At 75.1% G+C, this 18,245-nt stretch carries 17 protein-coding genes; 7 read left to right on the top strand and 10 right to left on the bottom strand.

Annotated elements, in window-relative coordinates; all coding sequences use genetic code 11:
* Positions 1–336 precede the first annotated feature (336 nt).
* A complete protein-coding gene (locus tag ACZ6ZT_RS26970) occupies positions 337–669 on the top strand; it encodes a tetratricopeptide repeat protein (protein ID WP_469722542.1) in 333 nt (110 codons plus the stop codon).
* Between the two features lie 52 nt (positions 670–721).
* Here ACZ6ZT_RS26970 and ACZ6ZT_RS26965 read toward each other — a convergent pair whose 3' ends face one another.
* Positions 722–985 (bottom strand): DUF6343 family protein, encoded by a 264-nt coding sequence (locus tag ACZ6ZT_RS26965; protein WP_469722527.1) that lies wholly within the window; start codon positions 983–985, stop codon positions 722–724.
* 233 nt (positions 986–1,218) lie between these two features.
* Here ACZ6ZT_RS26965 and ACZ6ZT_RS26960 point away from each other — a divergent pair, with 233 nt between their 5' ends.
* Together ACZ6ZT_RS26960 and ACZ6ZT_RS26955 are read left to right on the top strand one after the other, a co-directional pair.
* Positions 1,219–4,044, top strand: coding sequence for a DEAD/DEAH box helicase (locus ACZ6ZT_RS26960; protein ID WP_469722541.1), 2,826 nt, complete (start codon positions 1,219–1,221; stop codon positions 4,042–4,044).
* Entirely contained in the window at positions 4,041–5,246 is a 1,206-nt protein-coding gene (locus ACZ6ZT_RS26955; RefSeq protein WP_469722526.1) for an SWIM zinc finger family protein, read from the top strand. The genes ACZ6ZT_RS26960 and ACZ6ZT_RS26955 overlap by 4 nt, the downstream gene beginning before the upstream one ends.
* Here ACZ6ZT_RS26955 and ACZ6ZT_RS26950 read toward each other — a convergent pair.
* Complete coding sequence (locus tag ACZ6ZT_RS26950; protein WP_469722525.1) at positions 5,230–5,775, bottom strand: hypothetical protein; 546 nt, start codon at positions 5,773–5,775, stop codon at positions 5,230–5,232. The two genes, ACZ6ZT_RS26955 and ACZ6ZT_RS26950, sit on opposite strands and share 17 nt — an antisense overlap.
* Before the next feature lie 126 nt (positions 5,776–5,901).
* Between ACZ6ZT_RS26950 and ACZ6ZT_RS26945 the strand changes: the two genes are divergently transcribed.
* Positions 5,902–6,609 carry a chaplin gene (locus ACZ6ZT_RS26945; protein ID WP_469722524.1) on the top strand — a complete coding sequence of 236 codons (708 nt, stop codon included), beginning with the start codon at positions 5,902–5,904 and terminating at the stop codon, positions 6,607–6,609.
* A 20-nt stretch (positions 6,610–6,629) separates the two neighbouring features.
* Here the strand turns inward: ACZ6ZT_RS26945 and ACZ6ZT_RS26940 are convergent, their stop codons facing one another.
* Both ACZ6ZT_RS26940 and ACZ6ZT_RS26935 read right to left on the bottom strand, forming a co-directional pair.
* Positions 6,630–7,283, bottom strand: coding sequence for a DUF2293 domain-containing protein (locus tag ACZ6ZT_RS26940; protein WP_469722522.1), 654 nt, complete (start codon positions 7,281–7,283; stop codon positions 6,630–6,632).
* A 175-nt stretch (positions 7,284–7,458) separates the two neighbouring features.
* Complete coding sequence (locus tag ACZ6ZT_RS26935; RefSeq protein WP_469722521.1) at positions 7,459–8,904, bottom strand: WGR domain-containing protein; 1,446 nt, start codon at positions 8,902–8,904, stop codon at positions 7,459–7,461.
* 92 nt (positions 8,905–8,996) lie between these two features.
* On the opposite strand from ACZ6ZT_RS26935, the gene ACZ6ZT_RS26930 reads away from it, so the two are divergent.
* Complete coding sequence (locus tag ACZ6ZT_RS26930; protein ID WP_469722520.1) at positions 8,997–9,644, top strand: nucleoside/nucleotide kinase family protein; 648 nt, start codon at positions 8,997–8,999, stop codon at positions 9,642–9,644.
* Positions 9,645–9,646: 2 nt separating this feature from the next.
* On the opposite strand, the gene ACZ6ZT_RS26925 is transcribed toward ACZ6ZT_RS26930, so the two are convergent.
* The 3 genes from ACZ6ZT_RS26925 to ACZ6ZT_RS26915 are packed head-to-tail and all read right to left on the bottom strand — an operon-like array spanning position 9,647 to position 12,121.
* A complete protein-coding gene (locus ACZ6ZT_RS26925; protein ID WP_469722519.1) occupies positions 9,647–10,249 on the bottom strand; it encodes a hypothetical protein in 603 nt (200 codons plus the stop codon).
* 1 nt (position 10,250) lies between these two features.
* Complete coding sequence (locus tag ACZ6ZT_RS26920; protein WP_469722518.1) at positions 10,251–11,192, bottom strand: carbohydrate kinase family protein; 942 nt, start codon at positions 11,190–11,192, stop codon at positions 10,251–10,253.
* A complete protein-coding gene (locus tag ACZ6ZT_RS26915; RefSeq protein WP_469722517.1) occupies positions 11,189–12,121 on the bottom strand; it encodes a pseudouridine-5'-phosphate glycosidase in 933 nt (310 codons plus the stop codon). Before ACZ6ZT_RS26915 ends, ACZ6ZT_RS26920 begins: the two co-directional genes overlap by 4 nt.
* A 189-nt stretch (positions 12,122–12,310) precedes the next feature.
* Here ACZ6ZT_RS26915 and ACZ6ZT_RS26910 point away from each other — a divergent pair, with 189 nt between their 5' ends.
* Positions 12,311–12,697, top strand: coding sequence for a cupin domain-containing protein (locus ACZ6ZT_RS26910; RefSeq protein WP_469722516.1), 387 nt, complete (start codon positions 12,311–12,313; stop codon positions 12,695–12,697).
* Here the strand turns inward: ACZ6ZT_RS26910 and ACZ6ZT_RS26905 are convergent.
* The 3 genes from ACZ6ZT_RS26905 to ACZ6ZT_RS26895 all read right to left on the bottom strand — a co-directional run bounded on the left by ACZ6ZT_RS26905 (position 12,687) and on the right by ACZ6ZT_RS26895 (position 15,870).
* The gene (locus ACZ6ZT_RS26905) at positions 12,687–14,102 is read right to left on the bottom strand and encodes an MFS transporter (protein WP_469722515.1); all 1,416 of its coding nucleotides are present in this window, start codon (positions 14,100–14,102) and stop codon (positions 12,687–12,689) included. The genes ACZ6ZT_RS26910 and ACZ6ZT_RS26905 overlap by 11 nt on opposite strands.
* 184 nt (positions 14,103–14,286) lie before the next feature.
* The gene (locus ACZ6ZT_RS26900) at positions 14,287–14,850 is read right to left on the bottom strand and encodes a methylated-DNA--[protein]-cysteine S-methyltransferase (protein ID WP_469722514.1); all 564 of its coding nucleotides are present in this window, start codon (positions 14,848–14,850) and stop codon (positions 14,287–14,289) included.
* A 75-nt stretch (positions 14,851–14,925) separates the two neighbouring features.
* Entirely contained in the window at positions 14,926–15,870 is a 945-nt protein-coding gene (locus ACZ6ZT_RS26895) for a glycerophosphodiester phosphodiesterase (protein WP_469722513.1), read from the bottom strand.
* A gap of 201 nt (positions 15,871–16,071) precedes the next feature.
* Between ACZ6ZT_RS26895 and uvrB the strand changes: the two genes are divergently transcribed.
* On the top strand, positions 16,072–18,234 hold the full coding sequence (gene uvrB / locus ACZ6ZT_RS26890) for an excinuclease ABC subunit UvrB (RefSeq protein ID WP_469722512.1): 2,163 nt from the start codon (positions 16,072–16,074) through the stop codon (positions 18,232–18,234).
* Positions 18,235–18,245: the final 11 nt, after the last annotated feature.

Below are 18,245 nucleotides of genomic sequence, written 5' to 3'. Positions count from 1 at the left end.
GCGTGTCACAACCCCAGTCCTACCGGATTCCACCCCGCGAAGAGAGCGGAACCCAACAGTTGATCACGACATCACACAGGCCCTAGCGGCGGGGTGTGTGGTGGGGGCGGCCGGTGCAGGCCGGGTGGTGGCGCCGGGCCGTGGTGAGCGACGGCCTCGGCGGCGGAATAGCGGCGGCGGCCGGGTGCGTTGAACGCGCCCGTAGAGGGAAGGAAAGAGACCGTGTCCGACACCACGCCCCCGCCGCAGCCCGAGCAGCAGCCAGAGCCGTCGTCGGCCCCGGGGCCGTCCGGGGCATGGCCTTCGGGGGCCGGCGCCAGTCCCGAGACGCACGTCATCGACTACCGGGCCGCCGAGCAGCTGCTCGCCGCCCGTGACCCGCGCGGCGCGCTGCGGCTCCTCGACTCGGTGATAGCCGCCCACCCCGAGAACACCGCGGCCCGGCTGCTGCGCGCCCGTGCCTTCTTCGCGTCGGCCCAGCTGCGTTCGGCGGAGCTGGAATTCGGGTTGGTGCTGGAGCGGGAGCCGGACAACGCGTTCGCTCACTTCGCGCTGGCCCGTACCCACGAGCGTTCCGGGCGGCCCGATCGGGCCCGGCGCCACTTCCGGCTCGCCGCCGCCCTCGATCCGCAGCCCGAGTACCTGGCTGCGGCCCGCTTCGAGGATTGACCGTACCGCTCCGAGGGCTGACCGGCACCGCTCCGAGGGCCGGTCCGCCGGGTCAGCCGCTCCGGCGGGGCGGTTCGTACGGGGGGACGTCGCGGCCGGGCTGGTAGTGCGGGCCCTGGCGCATGTGCCGGACCACCACGGCCAGATCGATCCCGGCCAGCACCACGAGGGCCGCGCAGGCGGCCGCCCAGCCTGGCCGGCCGGCCAGGGCGAACGCGGCCGCCCCGGCGGCGCCCCAGATCATCCCCCACAGACTCAGCCAGAACCGCAGCCGCAGCGGACTGCGGGCGTTCACCGGCTCGTTTCCCGTACGCATGGGCATCGCCTCCTGTCCATGGTGCCACCGGCCCCGCCGGACCGGCTCCCCCCGCCGCCCTGTCGGTGTTCTCGCAGGTCAGAGGTGGGCGTCAGTGGGGCCGCCTAGACTCGGCGGCAGTGGATCCGCCATGACCGGGCGGAGCCGGGGAGCAGGGAGGGAGGGGGAGCGCCATGACCTCGCCGCAGCGGTACGGGCAGGGAGACCAGCCGGGCCGGCCGCCGGTACGGGCGCTGACGCGACAGCAACCGCCGTCGCCGTCGCCGTTGCTCCGCCGGGCCGCCGTGTTCCTGCCCGCCGCGGTCCCCCGGGAGGGCCGGGTGGCCTTTTGGTGTCCCGAGGGCGAGCCGCTGCCCGGGGGCGGGGCCGAGGGGCCGCTGCGGGTGGTGCGGCCGCATGGCGACGGGGTGCGTACCCGTACCGTGCCCGCCGTCACCCTGTCCGTCACGGAGGCCCTGCCGGTGCTCGCCCGGGCCCCCGACGGTCCCGCCTGCCACCCGGCGAGCCGGGCCTGGGGCGCCGCCGCCCGGTTCGCCCTACACCTCGTGGCGCGCGGCCGCCTGCTGCCGGGCGTCACCCCCGAGGGGATCGACGCCTGGCGTGCCGGGCCGCTGGACGCCGAGGACGTCGCGTACCTGCGCGCCGTCGCCGCCGCCCTGCCGTACGAGGGGTACGCCACCCCGCTCGCCGGCCGCCGCCCGCTGACGCTGCCCGAACCGGAGGCGCTGGTCCGGGCGTTCCTCGACGCCGTCGCCGACACCCTGCCCCGCACCCCGGCCGCGCCCTTCGCCGCCGGGCGGGCCTTCGCCGCGCGGGAGCCGCAGCGGGTGCCCGGGATGCGGGAGTGGGCCGCCCAGGTCGCGGCCGGCGCCGATGCCGGGGTGGGGGTCTCGCTGCGGCTCGACCTGTCCTCGTTCCGCCTGTTCGACGAGGCCGAGCCGCAGGACGTGCGCCGCGCCGGTGCCGCCGTGGTCCAAGTGCACAGCCTGGCCGACCCGACGCTGGTGACGGACGCCGAGGCGCTGTGGGCCGGGACCGCCGCCGCCGGGTTCGGGCCGCGCGCCCGGATCGACGCCGTCCTCGCGCTGCGCCGGGCCGCCCGGGTCTGGCCGCCGCTGCTGCGCCTGCTCGACCAGCCCGTCCCCGACGCGCTGGCCCTGTCCGACCCGGAGCTCGAAGACCTCCTCGGCGCCTTCGCGCCCCGCCTCGCGGCGGCCGGGGTCGCCGTCCACTGGCCGCGCGAGCTGGCCCGTACCCTCTCCGCGACCGCCGTCGTACGCCCCACCGCGCCCGGCTCCGCCACCGACGGCACCGCCTTCTTCGACGCGGCCACGCTCTTCGCCTTCTCCTGGGAATTGGCCCTCGGCGGGGACCGGCTCACCCCCGGCGAGATGGACGCGCTGGCCCAGGCGCACCGGCCGGTGGTGCGGCTGCGCGACCAGTGGGTCCGGGTCGATCCGGCCCTGGTGCGCAAGGCGCGCAAACGGGAGCTCGGGCTGCTGGATCCGGTGGACGCGCTGGCCGCCGTACTGACCGGGACGGCCGAGGCCGACGGGGAGAGCGTGCCCGTGGTGCCCGTGGGGGCCCTCGCGGCGCTGCGCGAGCGGCTCACGGGGGAGCTGGCGCCGGTGGCCGCGCCCGCCGCGCTGAAGGCGACGCTGCGGGACTACCAGCTGCGGGGGCTGGCCTGGCTGGACCTGATGACCTCGCTGGGGCTCGGCGGCTGTCTCGCCGACGACATGGGCCTGGGCAAGACGGTCACGCTGATCGCGCTGCACCTGCACCGGGACCGGGCGGAGCCGACGCTGGTGGTGTGTCCGGCGTCGCTGCTGGGGAACTGGCAGCGGGAGATCGAGCGGTTCGCGCCGGGTACGCCGGTGCGCCGCTTCCACGGCTCGGGCCGCAGCCTGGCGGGCCTCGCCGGGGGCTTCGTGCTCACCACGTACGGCACGATGCGTACGGCGGCGGCCGAACTGGCCGCCGTCTCCTGGGGCATGGTCGTCGCGGACGAGGCCCAGCACGTGAAGAACCCCCACTCGGCGACGGCCCGCGCGCTGCGCACGATCCCGGCTCCGGCCCGGGTGGCGCTCACCGGGACCCCGGTCGAGAACAACCTCTCTGAGCTGTGGGCGCTCCTGGACTGGACGACGCCGGGCCTGCTGGGGCCGCTGACCACCTTCCGGGCCCGGCACGCCCGCCCGGTCGAGCACCAGCAGGAGGAGGACGGCGGAAACGAGGCGGCCGTCGCCCGGCTGGCGGCGCTGGTGCGGCCGTTCCTGCTGCGCCGCAAGAAGTCCGACCCGGGGATCGCCCCCGAGCTGCCGCCCAAGACCGAGACGGACCATCCGGTGTCGCTGACCCGGGAGCAGGTCTCGCTGTACCAGGCGGCGGTGGAGGAGGCGATGGCGGTGATCGAGTCGAGCGAGGGCATCGAACGGCGCGGCATGATCATGAAATTGCTGGCCTCGCTCAAGCAGATCTGCAACCACCCCGCCCAGTACCTGAAGGAGGATCCGCCCCGCATCCCGCACCGCTCGGGCAAGCTGGCCCTCCTCGACGAGCTGCTCGACACGATCCTCGCCGAGGGCGGCTCGGTGCTCGTCTTCACCCAGTACGTGACCATGGCGCGGCTCCTGGAGCGGCACCTCGCCGCGCGGGGGATCGCCACCCAGCTCCTGCACGGCGGGACCCCGGTGCCGCGCCGCGAGGAGCTCGTCGACCGCTTCCAGTCCGGCGAGGTCCCCGTCTTCCTGCTGTCCCTGAAGGCCGCCGGGACGGGCCTGAACCTGACCCGGGCCGGGCACGTCGTCCACTACGACCGCTGGTGGAACCCGGCCGTCGAGGAACAGGCCACCGACCGCGCCTACCGGATCGGCCAGACCCAGCCCGTCCAGGTGCACCGCATCATCACCGAGGGCACCGTCGAGGACCGCATCGCCGACATGCTCGAAGCCAAGCGCGCCCTCGCCGACGCCGTCCTCGGCTCCGGCGAATCCGCGCTGACCGAGCTCACCGACCGTGAGCTGGCCGACCTCGTCTCCCTGCGCAGGCCGGCGTGATCACCGCACGGGACGACCGCCGCCGCACCTTCGAGACCGTGCCCGCGGGCGCGGAGGCGGCGACGTGGTGGGGGCGGGCCTGGGTGGCGGCCCTGGAGGCGCGCGCGCAGGACACGGCCCGGCTCGCCCGGGGCCGTGCGTACGCCGCCGAGGGGCACGTCGACGCCGTCACCGTCACCCCCGGCCGGATCGTCGCGTACGTGCGGGGCAGCCGCGCCCGCCCGTACCGCACCGAGCTGTCGCTGGGCGCCTTCACCGACGTGGCGTGGGCCGAACTGCTGGAGGCGGTCGCGGCGGACCCCGCGGCTCTGGGAGCGCTGCTGGAGCGGGAGGTCCCCCGGTCCCTGGCGCGGACGGTGCTGCCGGGCGCGGGCGAGCTCGTCGCGCGCTGCTCCTGCCCCGACGTGGCGCGGCCGCCCTGCAAGCACGCCGCCGCCCTCTGCTACCGGGCCGCCCGGCTGCTCGACGCGGACCCCTTCGTGCTGCTGCTCCTGCGGGGCCGGGGCGAGCGGGAGCTGCTGGAGGAGCTGGGCCGGCGCAACGCCGCCCACGCCGCCCGCGAACAGCCCGGCTCCGCAACCGACTTCCCCGGCGTCCCGGCCCGCGCGGCGGCGGCCCGCACCGTGCTGCCGCCGCTGCCGGCGCCGCCCGCCGTGCCCGCCGCCACCGGGCTGCCGCCCGCCTGCCCCGCCGACCCGGAGGCTCCCGACCCGCTGGCCCTGGATCAGCTCGCCACCGACGCCGCGGCCCGCGCTCTGGCCCTGCTCACCACCGGGGCCGACCCGACCGGGGGGCTCACCCTGTGGCAGGACGCCGTACGGCTGGCCTCCGCGCACCCCACCGCGGGCCTCACCGGCGCCGCCCGCGCCCTGTACCGGGACCTGGCCCGGGCCACCGGCCGTACCACCACCGACCTGGCCCGGGCCGCCGCGGCCTGGCGGCAGGGCGGCCTGCCCGCCCTCACCGTCCTCGACGAGCCCTGGGACCCGCCGGCCGGCCCCTTCGACCGGGCCCGCCCGGCGCTGCTCGCCGCCGGTCAGGGCTCCTTCCGTCCCGAGCGCAACCGCCTCACCGCCCGGACCCGGCAGCTCCGCCTGAGCCGCGAGGGCCTCTGGTACGCCTACGAGTCCCGCCCCGGCACCGAGGACTGGTGGCCCACCGCCGCCTCCGCCTCCCCGGATCCGCTCACCGCGCTGCGCTGACCCCGGCCGCCCATACGGAGAGGGCGTCGAAGTCGCGCTCGCGCAGGCCGTACCGGGGGTGGACGCGCAGGAGGAGGGCCGGCGCGGGATGGTGGGCGGCCACCCAGGCCTGGTCCTGCGGGGTGATCATGTCGTCGACCCAGGCGAAGGGCCGGCCGGCCGCCCAGTCGAGCAGGGGGCGGGTCTTCCAGAACAGGCCGTCGGGGTCGTGGGCGAACAGTTCCGGCCAGTCGATGACGGGCAGGTCGGCGGGCAGCCCGATGTGCGGGGCGATCAGGGTGTTGGCCTGGTGCGTCCACGCGGTGGCCCAGGCGAGTTCGAACGGCAGGGCCAGCAGCCGTGCCCCGTGGGAGGGATGGAGCCGGACCCGGACCCCGCGCCGGGCGCGGCGGGACTCCGGGTCGCGGTAGGAGAGCCAGACGTCGGGGCGCATCCGGTGGCTGGTGTACCCGCGCAGGGTGGCGAAGGGGTCGCGGAAGGGGTTGAGGGGGCCGTCCACATCGAGCAGCAGGAGCGGTCGTTCTGTCATGAAGTAGGCAGTACCCAGTACACGATGGAGTGAAATGCCTACCGGCTCTATAACCCGAATGGGTCTAGGGCGTTGTCTCCGGTGTGGGCGGGACGCCCGCGAACCCTCCGGAAGGCAGGAAAACTGATGCGTCACAGTCGTCGGAATGGCTTGATCGCGGCGATGGTCGCGGGCGGTGGCCTGGCGGTCGCGGGCGTGGGCGGCCTCGCCCACGCCGACGCGGACGCGGCCGGGCAGGCCCAGCGCTCGCCCGGGCTCCTCTCGGGCAACCTGCTGCAACTGCCCGTCCACGCCCCCGTGAACGCCTGCGGGAACACCGTCAGCGTCGTCGGGGTGCTCAACCCGGCGAGCGGCAACAGCTGTGCCAACGGGGCGGGCGGCAGGGGGAATCCCGGGCCGCGGCCCTCACATCCCTCCGGGTCCGCGCACTCCTCGAAACGGGGGGCGCCCGGCGGGTCGGGCAACGGGGGAGGAGCCGTGGCGCATGGGAGCGGAAAGGATTCGCCGGGGCTGCTCTCCGGCAACGGCCTCCAGCTCCCCGTCGACCTGCCGCTCAACCTCAGCGGCAACGCGGTGAGCGTCGTCGGCGTCGGCAACGCCTCCCACGGCAACACCTCCGTCAACGGCGAGACCCCCACCGTCGGCAAGCCCCCGCAGCCGCCGGTCACCGAGCTGCCCCTCACCCCGAGCGTGCCGCCCGCCCCGGTGGTCCCGCCGCGCGAGTCGGCGGCGCTGGCCCACACCGGCTCCGACGGCCTGGGCTACCTGCTGCCCGGCAGCGGCGCGCTGCTCCTCGGCGGAGCCTTCCTCTACCGGCGCTTCCGCCACAACTGACCGCCCGGGCGGGGCGGCGCTCACGACGCCGCCCGCCAGCCGTCCAGCACCGCGTCGATCCGCGCCGCCAGCCGGGCCCGGGCGGTGAAGCGCGGGACGCCCGCCATCAGCAGGGCGTCGTATTCGGTGTCGGTGTGCCGCACGGCCGCCCGGACCGCCACCGACACCGCCTGCTCGTCCAGGGCCCGGCCCGCGGCGGTGCGGCCGACCCGGCCGCTGCCGCGCACCGAGGCGTGCGCCGCGATGGCCCGCGCGCGCTCCGGCGGGCACCCGGGGAACAGCCGCAGGATCTCGGCGGCGAACGCGGCGGTGAACCGCACGTCCTCGGCGGCCCGGCGCAGCCGGTCGCGCTCCCGGCGGCGGGCGCGGGCGTCGGCGTCCGCCAGGCAGGCCCGCTCGGCCCGGGCCAGGGCGGCCTCCTCGACCAGCAGCCCCTGCCGTTCGTAGCGGCGCCGGCCCCGGTGCCTGCGCACGACGACGGCGGACAGCGAACTGGCCTCGCGGGCGCGCCGGGTGAGCGCCGCGTCCCCGCGCGGCAGGAACACGAGGTGTCCCAGATCGGCACAGTCCAGACAGCGGGGCACTCCCGCCTCGCGCACGAGGTGGCGCAGCGGGCCCCGGCGGCAGGCGGCGCAGTGGATCTGCTTCTGTGACTCGAAGACGACGAGACTCATGCGGTGGTGATACCGCCGCCCGGTGCGCATATCACCTTGTCGGCCCGGGAATTCGGCCCGGGAATTCGGCCCGTCACCGCCCCGGACGGGCAGGCGTCCCCGGCGGGCGCCGTGCCGTGGAGACCCCCGTCCACCACGCCACCGCGCCCGCCGCCGCCCCCGGGGTGCGCGGGCCTCAGACCAGCCGGCGTATCTCGCCGCGCACCCGGTAGAAGCCCCCGGACGCCGGGTGCAGCCCGTCCACCACGTACCGCGCGCCGGGCTCCCGTATCCCGCGCGGGAACTGGACGTTCCAGGAGGTTTCGAAGCCCTCCGACACCACCTGCACCCGCATCCGGCCGCCCTGGTGCACGCACTCGACGACCACCTTGCCCGCCGGGACCGCCGCCGACCGGACCGTCGCCACCGCGGCGGCCGAGGCCGCCGGGGTGAACACCGGCAGCGCCGCCGCCGACTTGACGTCCATCGCGGCGGGCACCGAACCCCGCCGGGCCGCCGCGATCGCCGCCTCGCTCGCGTCCACGCACACCAGCGAGCCGTCCGTGGTGACCAGGTAGAGCCGCCCGTCGAAGTACTGCATCGACAGGGCCGACCCGCTGCCCGTACCGAGCTTCCAGAGCCTGCGCCCGGCCGCGTCGAAGCAGTACACCGACGAGGCGAGGTCACCCGCGAACACGTGCCGCCCGTCCGGGGAGGTCGCGCAGGAGTACACCGCCGCGTCGCACCGGTAGGAGGCCTCGACCGCGCCCGTCGCCTTCGACAGCCGCTGCACGGTGTGGCGCCCGGTCCCCGCGTACACGGCGTCCCGCTCCTGCCAGCCGAAGAGCACCGAGCCGTCCGTCGTCGTGTGCCACAGTTCCCCGCCGCCGTCGGGGGCGTACGCCGTCACGCCCTGGCTGTGCCCGTGGTAGACGGCATGGTCGTCGGCCCGGACCATCCACGCGTTGGAGCCCGCCGAGCGGCGCGACCACTGGAACTCGTCCTCGTGGTCGATGACGGTCAGCCCGCCGTCGCGGTCGGCGACATGGAGCACGCCCTCGCGGATGTCGAGCCAGAAGATGTCCACGTCCGCCGCGATGTCGTACGCCCCGAACGGCACCTTGGAGGACAGGTCGTAGACCGTGCCGTCGTCACAGCCGGCGTAGATCCAGAACTCGTCCGCCACCAGGCACTTCACCCCGTCCGGCAGCGAGTAGCGGGCCAGTACCTCACCGCCGTGGCTCACGGTGAACACGTCACCCGCCTGGTTGCCGACCCAGCAGCGGTCCTCGTCCACGTGGATGCCGAAAGCCGCGGAGCCGGTGCGCAGGCGCCACAGCACGGGCGCGACCGCCCCCGCCGTGGAGGGCGCCGACGTCACCTGACGGCGGGTCACCGCGCGGGCCGCGCGGGCGCCCCGGACCGCCGGCGCGTACCCCTTGCGGACCTTCTCGCCTATCTTCTTGGCGGCGGCCGCGCGCGCCTTGTCCGGCGTCGGGAACGACGAGCTCTGCAGCTGGCCGGCCGCGCCGATGCGGCCGTAGCGCACCGAGACGGCGGTGCCGTCGACCGTCACCTCGTAGAACTTGTGCGCCGCGCCGTCCTCCTGCGACAGCTCCAGATACGTCGTCTCCCGAGCCATGACAGACCCCTCCCCAAGAGCCGGGTCAACGGCTCCTGTGCACCGGTGATCCCTCGTGAAAAAAGCTACGCCCGGCCACTGACAATGGGCTGGTGAAGCTGGAAGCGATCACCTGGCAGCGGATGGCCGAGCGGCTCGCCGGTCACCTGGACGACACCCGCGCACGGGACGGCGGCCCCTGGCAGCGCGTCGGTGTCGACGGCGCGCCCGCCGCCGACACCGGGCTGCTCGCGGGACGGCTCGCCGACGCGCTGCGGCTGCGGGGCCGTTCGGTGCTGGTGGTGGCCGCAGACGGGTTCCTGCGGCCGGCCTCGCTGCGGTTCGAGTTCGGCAGGCAGGACGTGGACGCGTACCTCGGCGGGTGGTACGACACCGGCGCGCTGTGGCGGGAGGTCTTCGGCCCGACCGACCCCGGCGGCAGCGGGCGGGTGCTGCCCGACCTGTGGGACCCGGTGACCGACCGGGCCACGCGCAGCCCGTACGCCGAACTCCCGCCGGGCGGGGTGCTGATCGTGCACGGGCCGCTGCTGCTGGGGCACTGGTTCCCCTTCGACCTCAGCGTGCACATCAGCCTCTCCCCGGGGGCGCTGGCCCGGCGTACGGAGGAGAGCGCCCGCTGGACGCTGCCCGCCTACGCCCGCTACGCGACGGAGACCGGACCGGAGTCGGCCGCCGACGTCCTGGTCCGCGCCGACGATCCGCGCCACCCGGCCTGGAGCGGCTGCCCCGGCCGGACGTGACCTCAGCGGGAACGGGCCCCGGCGGTCACCGCCCGGACGGCGGCGGCCACGGCGGCGAGCACGGCGAGCACGCGGACCGCGCTCCAGGCGAAGGCGACGCCCGCTCCCGCGGCGGCCGACTCCACCTCCAGACGCATGGAGGTCTCGAAGTACGCGATCAGCGGAACGAGCAGCCGGAACGGCAGGCCGGCGATGCCGGGCCGGCGCGCGAGGTGCCCGGCGAGCCCCACCGGGGCGCCGAAGACGAAGGCGAGCACCCCCCACCGGACGATCGCCGACGTCGGGTCCCCGACGGCGCCCGGCACGACCAGGCCGGAGGCCTTGAGCAGGTAGTAGACCACCACACCGGCCGCCAGACCCAGGGAGGCCAGCACGGCCGCCCCGGTCTTCGTGGGGCGGGTACAGCCGGTCAGGAAGGCGAGGCACGCCCATGACCAGCCCCCGGAGAACACGACGCCCACCGCCTGCGGAACGGGGCCGTCGAAGGTGCCCGCGAGCGCGCCGAGGGCGCCGGTCGCCACGCCCGCTCCGAGGGCCGCCGCCACGGGGGTGACACGGGCGCGGGCGCGGGTACGGTCGCGGGTACGGGCGGGGGACACGTTCACTTCACGGTCCCTCCGCGTGCGGACAGCCGGGGCTGAAGGGGCGGCCGCCCAGCCGGGACACCGCCTCGGCGGCCGTGTGGCATCCTACGGCGGCGGCTTCGAGCGGGGCGGCGCCGGAGAGCCGGGCCGCGAGGAAGCCGCCCGTGAACGCGTCGCCGGCGCCCGTGGTGTCCACGGCTTCGGCGGGCTCCGCCGCCACCTCGGCGGTGACCCGGCCGCCCTCCGCGACGAGCGCTCCGCCCGTGCCCCGGGTGACCACCACCAGGGGTACCCGCCGGCTCAGCTCCGCCGCCGCGGCGGCCGGCCCGGGCAGGCCCGTCAGGACCCGGGCCTCGTCCTCGTTCGGCAGCAGGACGGCGGCGCCCGCGACGGCGGTCAGGAAGCGTTCGGCGCCGAGCACGGCCAGGAAGCCCGCCGACGCCGGGTCCACGCTGACGGGCACGCCCCGCGTCCGGGCCGCCCGCAGCGCCACGAGGGCCAGCTCCCGGCTGCTCGGAGCGAAGAAGAGGTATCCCGACAGGTGCAGGTGCGCGGCGCCGTCCAGCAGCGCGGGCGTCCAGTCGGCGGGGCACAGCCGCAGCGAGGCCCCGCTGTCGGTGAGGAAGGTCCGCTCCGCGTCCTTGCCGACCAGCGCCACCACCGTCCCGGTCGGCTCCACCGGGTCCACCACCAGCCGGGGCCGCACCCCCGCGTCGACCAGGGCCCGCTCGTGCCAGCGTGCCGATTCCGCGCCCACCCGGGCGAGGAGACGTACCTCGGCGGTCCCCGAGCGGGCCGCCCAGCAGGCCGCGTTGGCCCCCGCGCCGCCGGGCAGCGTACGGATCCTGGCCGCGGTGTCGGTCGCCGGAGCGAGGGGTTCCGTATGGACCGCCACCACGTCCGTGACCACGTCGCCGACGACCACCAGCGCCCCCGGTATCCCGGTCCCCTGCGGCCCCCTCATGCGCGGGCCGCCCAGGCGCCGGCGATGCGGGCGCCGAGCCGGACGTTGCCGCGTACCGCCGCCAGGTTCGCCTCCAGGGAGGCCCCGCCGGTCGCCCGTACGAGGTGGTCCAGCAGGAACGGCGTCACCGCCTGGCCGGTGATCCCGCGCGCGCGGCACTCGGTGAGCGCCTCGGCCAGGACCCGGTCGTGCAGGGCCGGATCCAGTTGCTCCGCCTCCGCCACCGGGTTGGCCACCACGAGCGCCGAGTCCGGGCCGCCGACCGCGTCCTGAGCGGCCATCACCGCCGCCACCTCCCGCGGCTCCCGCACCGTCCAGTCGACCGGCTCGCCGGAGTCGGCGAGGTAGAACCCCGGGAAGCGGCGCGTCCGGTAGCCGAGGATCCCCACGCCCAGGGTCTCCAGCCGCTGGAGGGTGGCCGGCACGTCCAGGATCGACTTCACCCCCGCGCACACCACCGTGATCCGGGTCCGCGCGAGCACCGCGAGGTCCGCCGACTCGTCCTGCGAGCGCGTCCACTCCCGGTGTACGCCGCCCAGCCCGCCCGTGGCGAAGACCCGCAGCCCCGCCCGCGCGGCGAGCAGCGCCGTCGCGGACACCGTCGTCGCCCCGGTCGCGCCCGTCGCCAGGGCCGGGGCGAGGTCCCGGTGGCCGAGCTTGCGGACGCCCTCGCCGGCCGCGATGCGTTCCAGCCGGGCCTTGTCGAGGCCCGCGTACGCCACCCCGTCCACCACCGCGACGGTGGCCGGGACCGCGCCCTCCGCCCGGACCAGGGCCTCCAGTTCCAGGGCCGTCTCCAGGTTGCGGGGACGCGGCAGCCCGTGCGCGATGATCGTCGACTCCAGGGCGACGACGGGCCTGCGCGCGGCGAGCGCGTCGCGCACCTCGGGCGACAGGACGGGGACCTCGGCTGCTCTGTGCTGTGGCATGTCCCCATCCATGGCACCGGACGCCCGCCCCCAAACGCGCCCGCCGTGCTCCCGCGCGGCTCCGGCCGAAACCGGACCCACCCGCCCCGCGACCTGGGGCGGCCTCGACGGAGTGACGGGTGGGCCGCGTCCCCACTGGACGCTCTGGTCACCGCGGGGGCGGGCATGGCCGGATTAGGCTGACGCGCCATGAGCACCAGTGATCACACCGCCCCCACGCACGCCGCCGGTTCCTTCGCCGTGTCCGTCGCGGACGTCCCCGACTCCGAGCTGGAGGCCGAGGACCTCGACCCCGCGCAGATCGTCTCCGGCACCCCGGTGGTGACCGGCAAGGTGCTGTGGGAGGCCGGGGACGGCTCGCAGGTGCGCGGGATCTGGCAGATCACCCCGGGCGTGGTCACCGATACGGAGGCCAGCGAGCTGTTCGTCGTGGTCCGCGGCCGCGCCACGATCGAGGTCGAGGGCGGCGCGACCCTGGAGGTCGGCCCCGGCTCCGCCTGCGTGCTCCGGGAGGGCGACCGGACCACCTGGACCGTGCACGAGACGCTCCGCAAGGCCTACCACATCAGCTACTGACGCCCTTCCGGGGCGCGGCGGCGCGGACCGGGTGCCGCCGGGCGGTGAACAGGGCGAGCGCCGCCATCGGCAGGAGCAGCGCGGCGCCGATCGCGTTGAGCCAGCCGTAGCCGGCCTGGGCCATGACCAGTCCGGCCGCCGCCCCGCCGATCCCGGCGCAGGCGTTCATCGTCAGATCGCTCAGGCCCTGTACGGCGGCCCGCGCGGGCTGGGGGACCGAGTCGGTGAGCAGCGCCGAGCCGGCCACCATCCCGGCGGACCAGCCGAGGCCGAGCAGGAACAGGCCCGCCGCGCTCTGGGCGTGGCTGCCCCGCGCGGTGCCGGCGAGCAGCGCGGCGACCGACAGCAGCCCGGCCGCGAGGCCGATCACGGACAGCCGGCCGAGCCGGTCGGCGAGCCACCCCATGACGGGGGAGAAGGCGAACATGCCGGCGATGTGGCCGCTGATGACGAGGCCGACCAGCTTGAGGCCCGCGCCGTGGTGGCCGAGGTCGACCGGGGTCATCACCATGATCGAGACCATGGTGGTGTGGGACACGGCGACGGTGAGGAGCGCGAGCCGGGCGCGCGGGGAGGCCCGTACGGCGCTGAACCCGGCGCGCAGCGAGCGGCTCTGCCGGGACTGCTCCCCGGCCCCGGCCAGCGCCCGGGCCGTCAGCAGCGGGTCGGGGCGCAGGAAGACGGCGAGCAGGGTGCCGGTGAGGACGAAGACGGCGGCGGCCCAGACGAAGGGCCCCGCCGTCTGGGGTATGGAGGTGCCGGCGAAGCCGGCGCTGGCGGGGGCAGAGAGGTTGGGGCCGAGCACCGCGCCGAGGGTGGAGGCCCAGACGACCACCGAGATCGAACGGGCCCGCCGGTCGGGCGCCGCGAGGTCGGCGGCGGCGAAGCGGGCCTGGAGGTTGGCGGAGGAGGCGGCGCCGAAGGCGGCCATGCCGAGCATGAGCAGCGGGAAGCTCTTGACGGCGGCGGCCAGGACGACGAGGGCGGCGCCGAGCGTGCCGATCCCGTAGGCGAGGACCAGACCGGGGCGGCGGCCGCGGGCGGTCATCAGCGCCGCGAGCGGGAGCGAGAGCAGGGCGGTGCCGATGACCGAGGCGGTGGAGGCGAGCCCGGAGAGGGCCTCGGTGCCGCTGATCTCGGTGGCCAGGACGGGGGCGAGGGCGATGCTGATGGGCACGCCGAGGCTGCCGATCATCTGGCTGGCGATCAGCACCCACGAGATCCGCCGTCGCAGCCGGGGCAGGTCCGCCGCGCTGACACCCCCCACCGGCGCGGCCGCCCGGCTCACGTCGGCCCCGCCGGTCACGTCTGCGGCGGCGGCCCCGTCGGGCGCGCCGGTCCCGCCGGCCGCGCCGGTCACCTCTGCGGCGCCTCCCGCGTCGGCCGTGGCGGTCACGGGCGACACCCCCCTCGCGGGCGCGCGGGGGCGGTGGCGGGCGCGGGGAGGCCGGATGCGGCGGCAGGAGTCACCGCGGAAGTGTCCCACCCCTCACCGCCCGGCGGAACAGGGTCGCCGCGCCGGATAACGCGCAGGTCAGCACCGTCGGGACGGGGGCCGGCCCGGCCGCCGCCGGGAGCAGCGGGAACGGTCAGAACAGGGGCTGCGGAAGCACGCCCTCCAGCGCGAGCAGGATCCGCTTGGTCTCCACCCCGCCCCCGAAGCCGCCGATGCCCCCGTCGTTCTCCACCACCCGGTGGCAGGCCACGACCAGGGGCAGCGGGTTCGAGCCCATGGCGTTGCCCACCGCCTGGGCCGCCCCCGGCTGCCCGGCCCGCGCGGCCAGCTCCCCGTACCCGACCACCGATCCGTACGGCACCGAGCGGTCGAGCTCCCGCAGCACCTGGCGGTTGAAGCCGGAGCTGAGCCGCCAGTCCAGCGGCAGCTCGAAGCGGCGCAGCGCACCGGCGAAGTACGCGTCGAGCTGGCGTATCGGCTCGGCCAGCAGCTCCTCCTCGCCCGGGGCCGGCCGCCGGGCGTCGGCGCCGAGCCGGGAGACGAGCGAGCCGATCATCCGATCGACCCGCTGCGGCCCGGCGTGGAACTCGACCCGGACCAGACCCTCGGGGGTCGCGGCCAGGAGGAGGGGACCGATGTCGCTGGGGACGACGGTCCATTCGAGGTGCGGCCCGCGGGGCCGCTCGGTGCTGTCCACGCCTCCACGGTACGGCGCCCCACCGACAGCCCCCGCCGCCCCGGCGCCGCCTGCCCCGCCGCCCCGCGCCCCGGCTCAGAAGCCGCCCACGGCCTCCCGTACGACGTCCGGCATGTTCGTGATGATCCCGTCCACGCCCATCTCCCGGACCTTCCGGGCCGTCGCCGCGTCGTCCACGATCCAGGTGTCCACCTCCATGGCGTCCCCGTGCGCGCCCCGCAGGCCGTGCACCGCCTTGACGTAGTCGGCGGTGATCGTGGTGTGCCAGGGGTTGATCCGGTCGGCGAACTCGGCGTACCGGGGCAGCTCGGCCACGGCCGGGGTGCCCAGGAAGGCCGTGATCAGGTCGGGCCGCAGCCGGTGCACCCTCCGTACGGAGTCGGCGCTGAAGCTCTGCACCACCAGCCGCTCGGAGACGTGCTGCGCGTCGAGCCAGCCCAGCTCGTCGAGCAGCTTCAGGGTCTGCTTCTCGATCCCCGGGTAGAGCTCCGGCTTCTTGATCTCCAGCAGCAGCCGCTGCTGGTTGTCCTGGACCCGGTCCATGTACTCCCGCAGGGTCGGCACCCGGGCGCCCGCGAACCGCGCCCCGAACCAGCTGCCCGCGTCCAGCCGGGCGATCTCGGCCGCCGTGAAGTCCTTGACCAGCCACGGCTTGCGGTCGGGGAAGACCTGCTCCACGTTGGTGGTGCGGGCCAGGGAGTCGTCGTGGACCACCACCAGCTCGCCGTCGCTGGTCCGCTGGACGTCGTTCTCGACCCACTTGAAGCCCATCCACATGGCCCGGTCGATCGCCTCGATGGTGTTCTCCGGGGCGTACGCCGATGCCCCCCGGTGGGCGTACACGACGGGGCCCAGGAGCCGCTTCTGCCCGGCCCCGGCCCCGGCGGCGGGTGCGGCGGGAGAGCCGGCCCCGGAGGCGGGGGCGGCGGGCGCGGCGGACGCGGCCGCCGTGCCCAGCAGGCCGAGGGCGAGGCCCAGGAAGGCGGTGGCTGCCGCGGCGGCGGGTCGGACGACATGCATGTGCGATCTCCTCGGGTCGTGAGCCCTGCTCTGCCACCAACGGATGCGGAGCGACAGACGTTGCGGCGACGCACCCCCCGTGCGTCCGGCGGAGAGCCGTTCCACGGCGATCATGTGGCGGGTGATCACTGCCCCGCCACCGAACTACGACAAACGGACCAGACCGCGCTGACTGTCAGTGGGGGGCCGTACGGTTGACTCATGCGGCCCGTATCGAAGATCGAACGCACGGTGGCGCCTTTCGAGGTCGTCAGCTCCTACCAGCCCAGCGGTGACCAGCCGACGGCCATCGCCGAGCTGGAGAAGCGCATCCGTGCAGGTGAGAAGGACGTCGTACTGCTCGGTGCGACCGGCACAGGCAAGTCGGCGACCACGGCCTGGATGATCGAGAAGCTCCAGCGCCCCACCCTCGTGATGGCGCCGAACAAGACCCTCGCCGCCCAGCTGGCGAACGAGTTCCGCGAGCTCCTGCCGAACAACGCCGTCGAGTACTTCGTCTCGTACTACGACTACTACCAGCCCGAGGCCTACGTTCCGCAGTCGGACACCTACATCGAGAAGGACTCCTCCATCAACGAGGAGGTGGAGCGGCTGCGCCACTCCGCGACCAACTCGCTGCTGACCCGGCGCGACGTGATCGTCGTCGCCTCCGTGTCCTGCATCTACGGCCTCGGCACCCCGCAGGAGTACGTCGACCGGATGGTCCCCCTCAAGGTCGGCGAGGAGATGGACCGCGACCAGCTGCTGCGCCGCTTCGTGGACATCCAGTACACCCGCAACGACGTGGCCTTCACCCGCGGCACCTTCCGGGTGCGCGGCGACACGATCGAGATCTTCCCGGTCTACGAGGAACTCGCCGTCCGCATCGAGATGTTCGGTGACGAGATCGAGGCCCTGTCCACCCTGCACCCGCTGACCGGTGAGGTCATCAGCGAGGACCGCGAGCTGTACGTCTTCCCCGCCAGCCACTACGTCGCCGGCCCCGAGCGCATGGAGAAGGCCATCGCGGGCATCGAGACCGAGCTCGCCGGGCGCCTCGCGGAGCTGGAGAAGCAGGGCAAGATGCTGGAGGCCCAGCGGCTGCGCATGCGCACCACCTACGACCTGGAGATGATGCGCCAGATCGGCTCCTGCTCCGGCATCGAGAACTACTCGCTGCACATGGACGACCGCGAGCGCGGCTCCGCGCCCAACACCCTCATCGACTACTTCCCCGAGGACTTCCTCCTCGTCATCGACGAGTCCCACGTCACCGTGCCCCAGATCGGCGCCATGTACGAGGGCGACGCCTCGCGCAAGCGGACCCTGGTCGACCACGGCTTCCGGCTGCCGTCCGCCCTGGACAACCGGCCGCTGAAGTGGGAGGAGTTCCAGGAGCGCATCGGCCAGACGGTCTACCTGTCGGCCACCCCCGGGGCGTACGAGCTCTCGCGCGGCGACGGCTTCGTCGAGCAGATCATCCGCCCCACGGGCCTCATCGACCCGGAGGTCGTGGTCAAGCCCACCGAGGGCCAGATCGACGACCTCGTCCACGAGATCCGCGGCCGGGTGGAGAAGAACGAGCGGGTCCTGGTCACCACCCTCACCAAGAAGATGGCCGAGGACCTCACCGACTACTTCCTGGAACTCGGCATCCAGGTCCGCTACCTGCACAGCGACGTCGACACGCTGCGCCGCATCGAGCTGCTGCGCGAGCTGCGGGCCGGCGAGTACGACGTCCTGGTCGGCATCAACCTGCTGCGCGAGGGCCTCGACCTGCCCGAGGTCTCCCTCGTGGCGATCCTCGACGCCGACAAGGAGGGGTTCCTGCGCTCGGGGACCTCCCTCATCCAGACCATCGGCCGCGCCGCGCGCAACGTCTCCGGCCAGGTCCACATGTACGCGGACCGGATGACCCCGGCGATGGAGAAGGCCATCGACGAGACCAACCGGCGCCGCGAGAAGCAGATCGCCTACAACACGGCCAACGGCATCGACCCGCAGCCGCTGCGCAAGAAGATCAACGACATCGTCGCCACCATCGCCCGCGAGGAGCTGGACACCGAGCAGCTGCTCGGCACCGGCTACCGGCAGGCCAAGGACGGCAAGGGCGCCAAGACGCCGGTCCCGGCCCTCGGCGGCCACGCGGCCCCGGCCGCCGCCGCGACGAAGGGCGGCAAGGGCAAGGGAGCCAAGGGCGCCAAGGCCACCGAGGTGCTCACGGACCGGCCGGCCGCGGAACTGACCGCGCTGATCGAGCAGATGACCGAACGGATGCGGGGCGCGGCGGCCGAGCTCCAGTTCGAGGTCGCGGCCCGGATCCGCGACGAGGTGAGCGAGCTGAAGAAGGAGCTGCGGCAGATGAAGGAAGCGGGTCTCGCCTGACCCGGGGGCGG

The organism is Streptomyces sp. NPDC102258 (assembly GCF_055584685.1).
The sequence above is the reverse complement of the archived record's forward strand: the minus strand, read 5'-3'. Positions and strand labels throughout refer to the sequence as shown.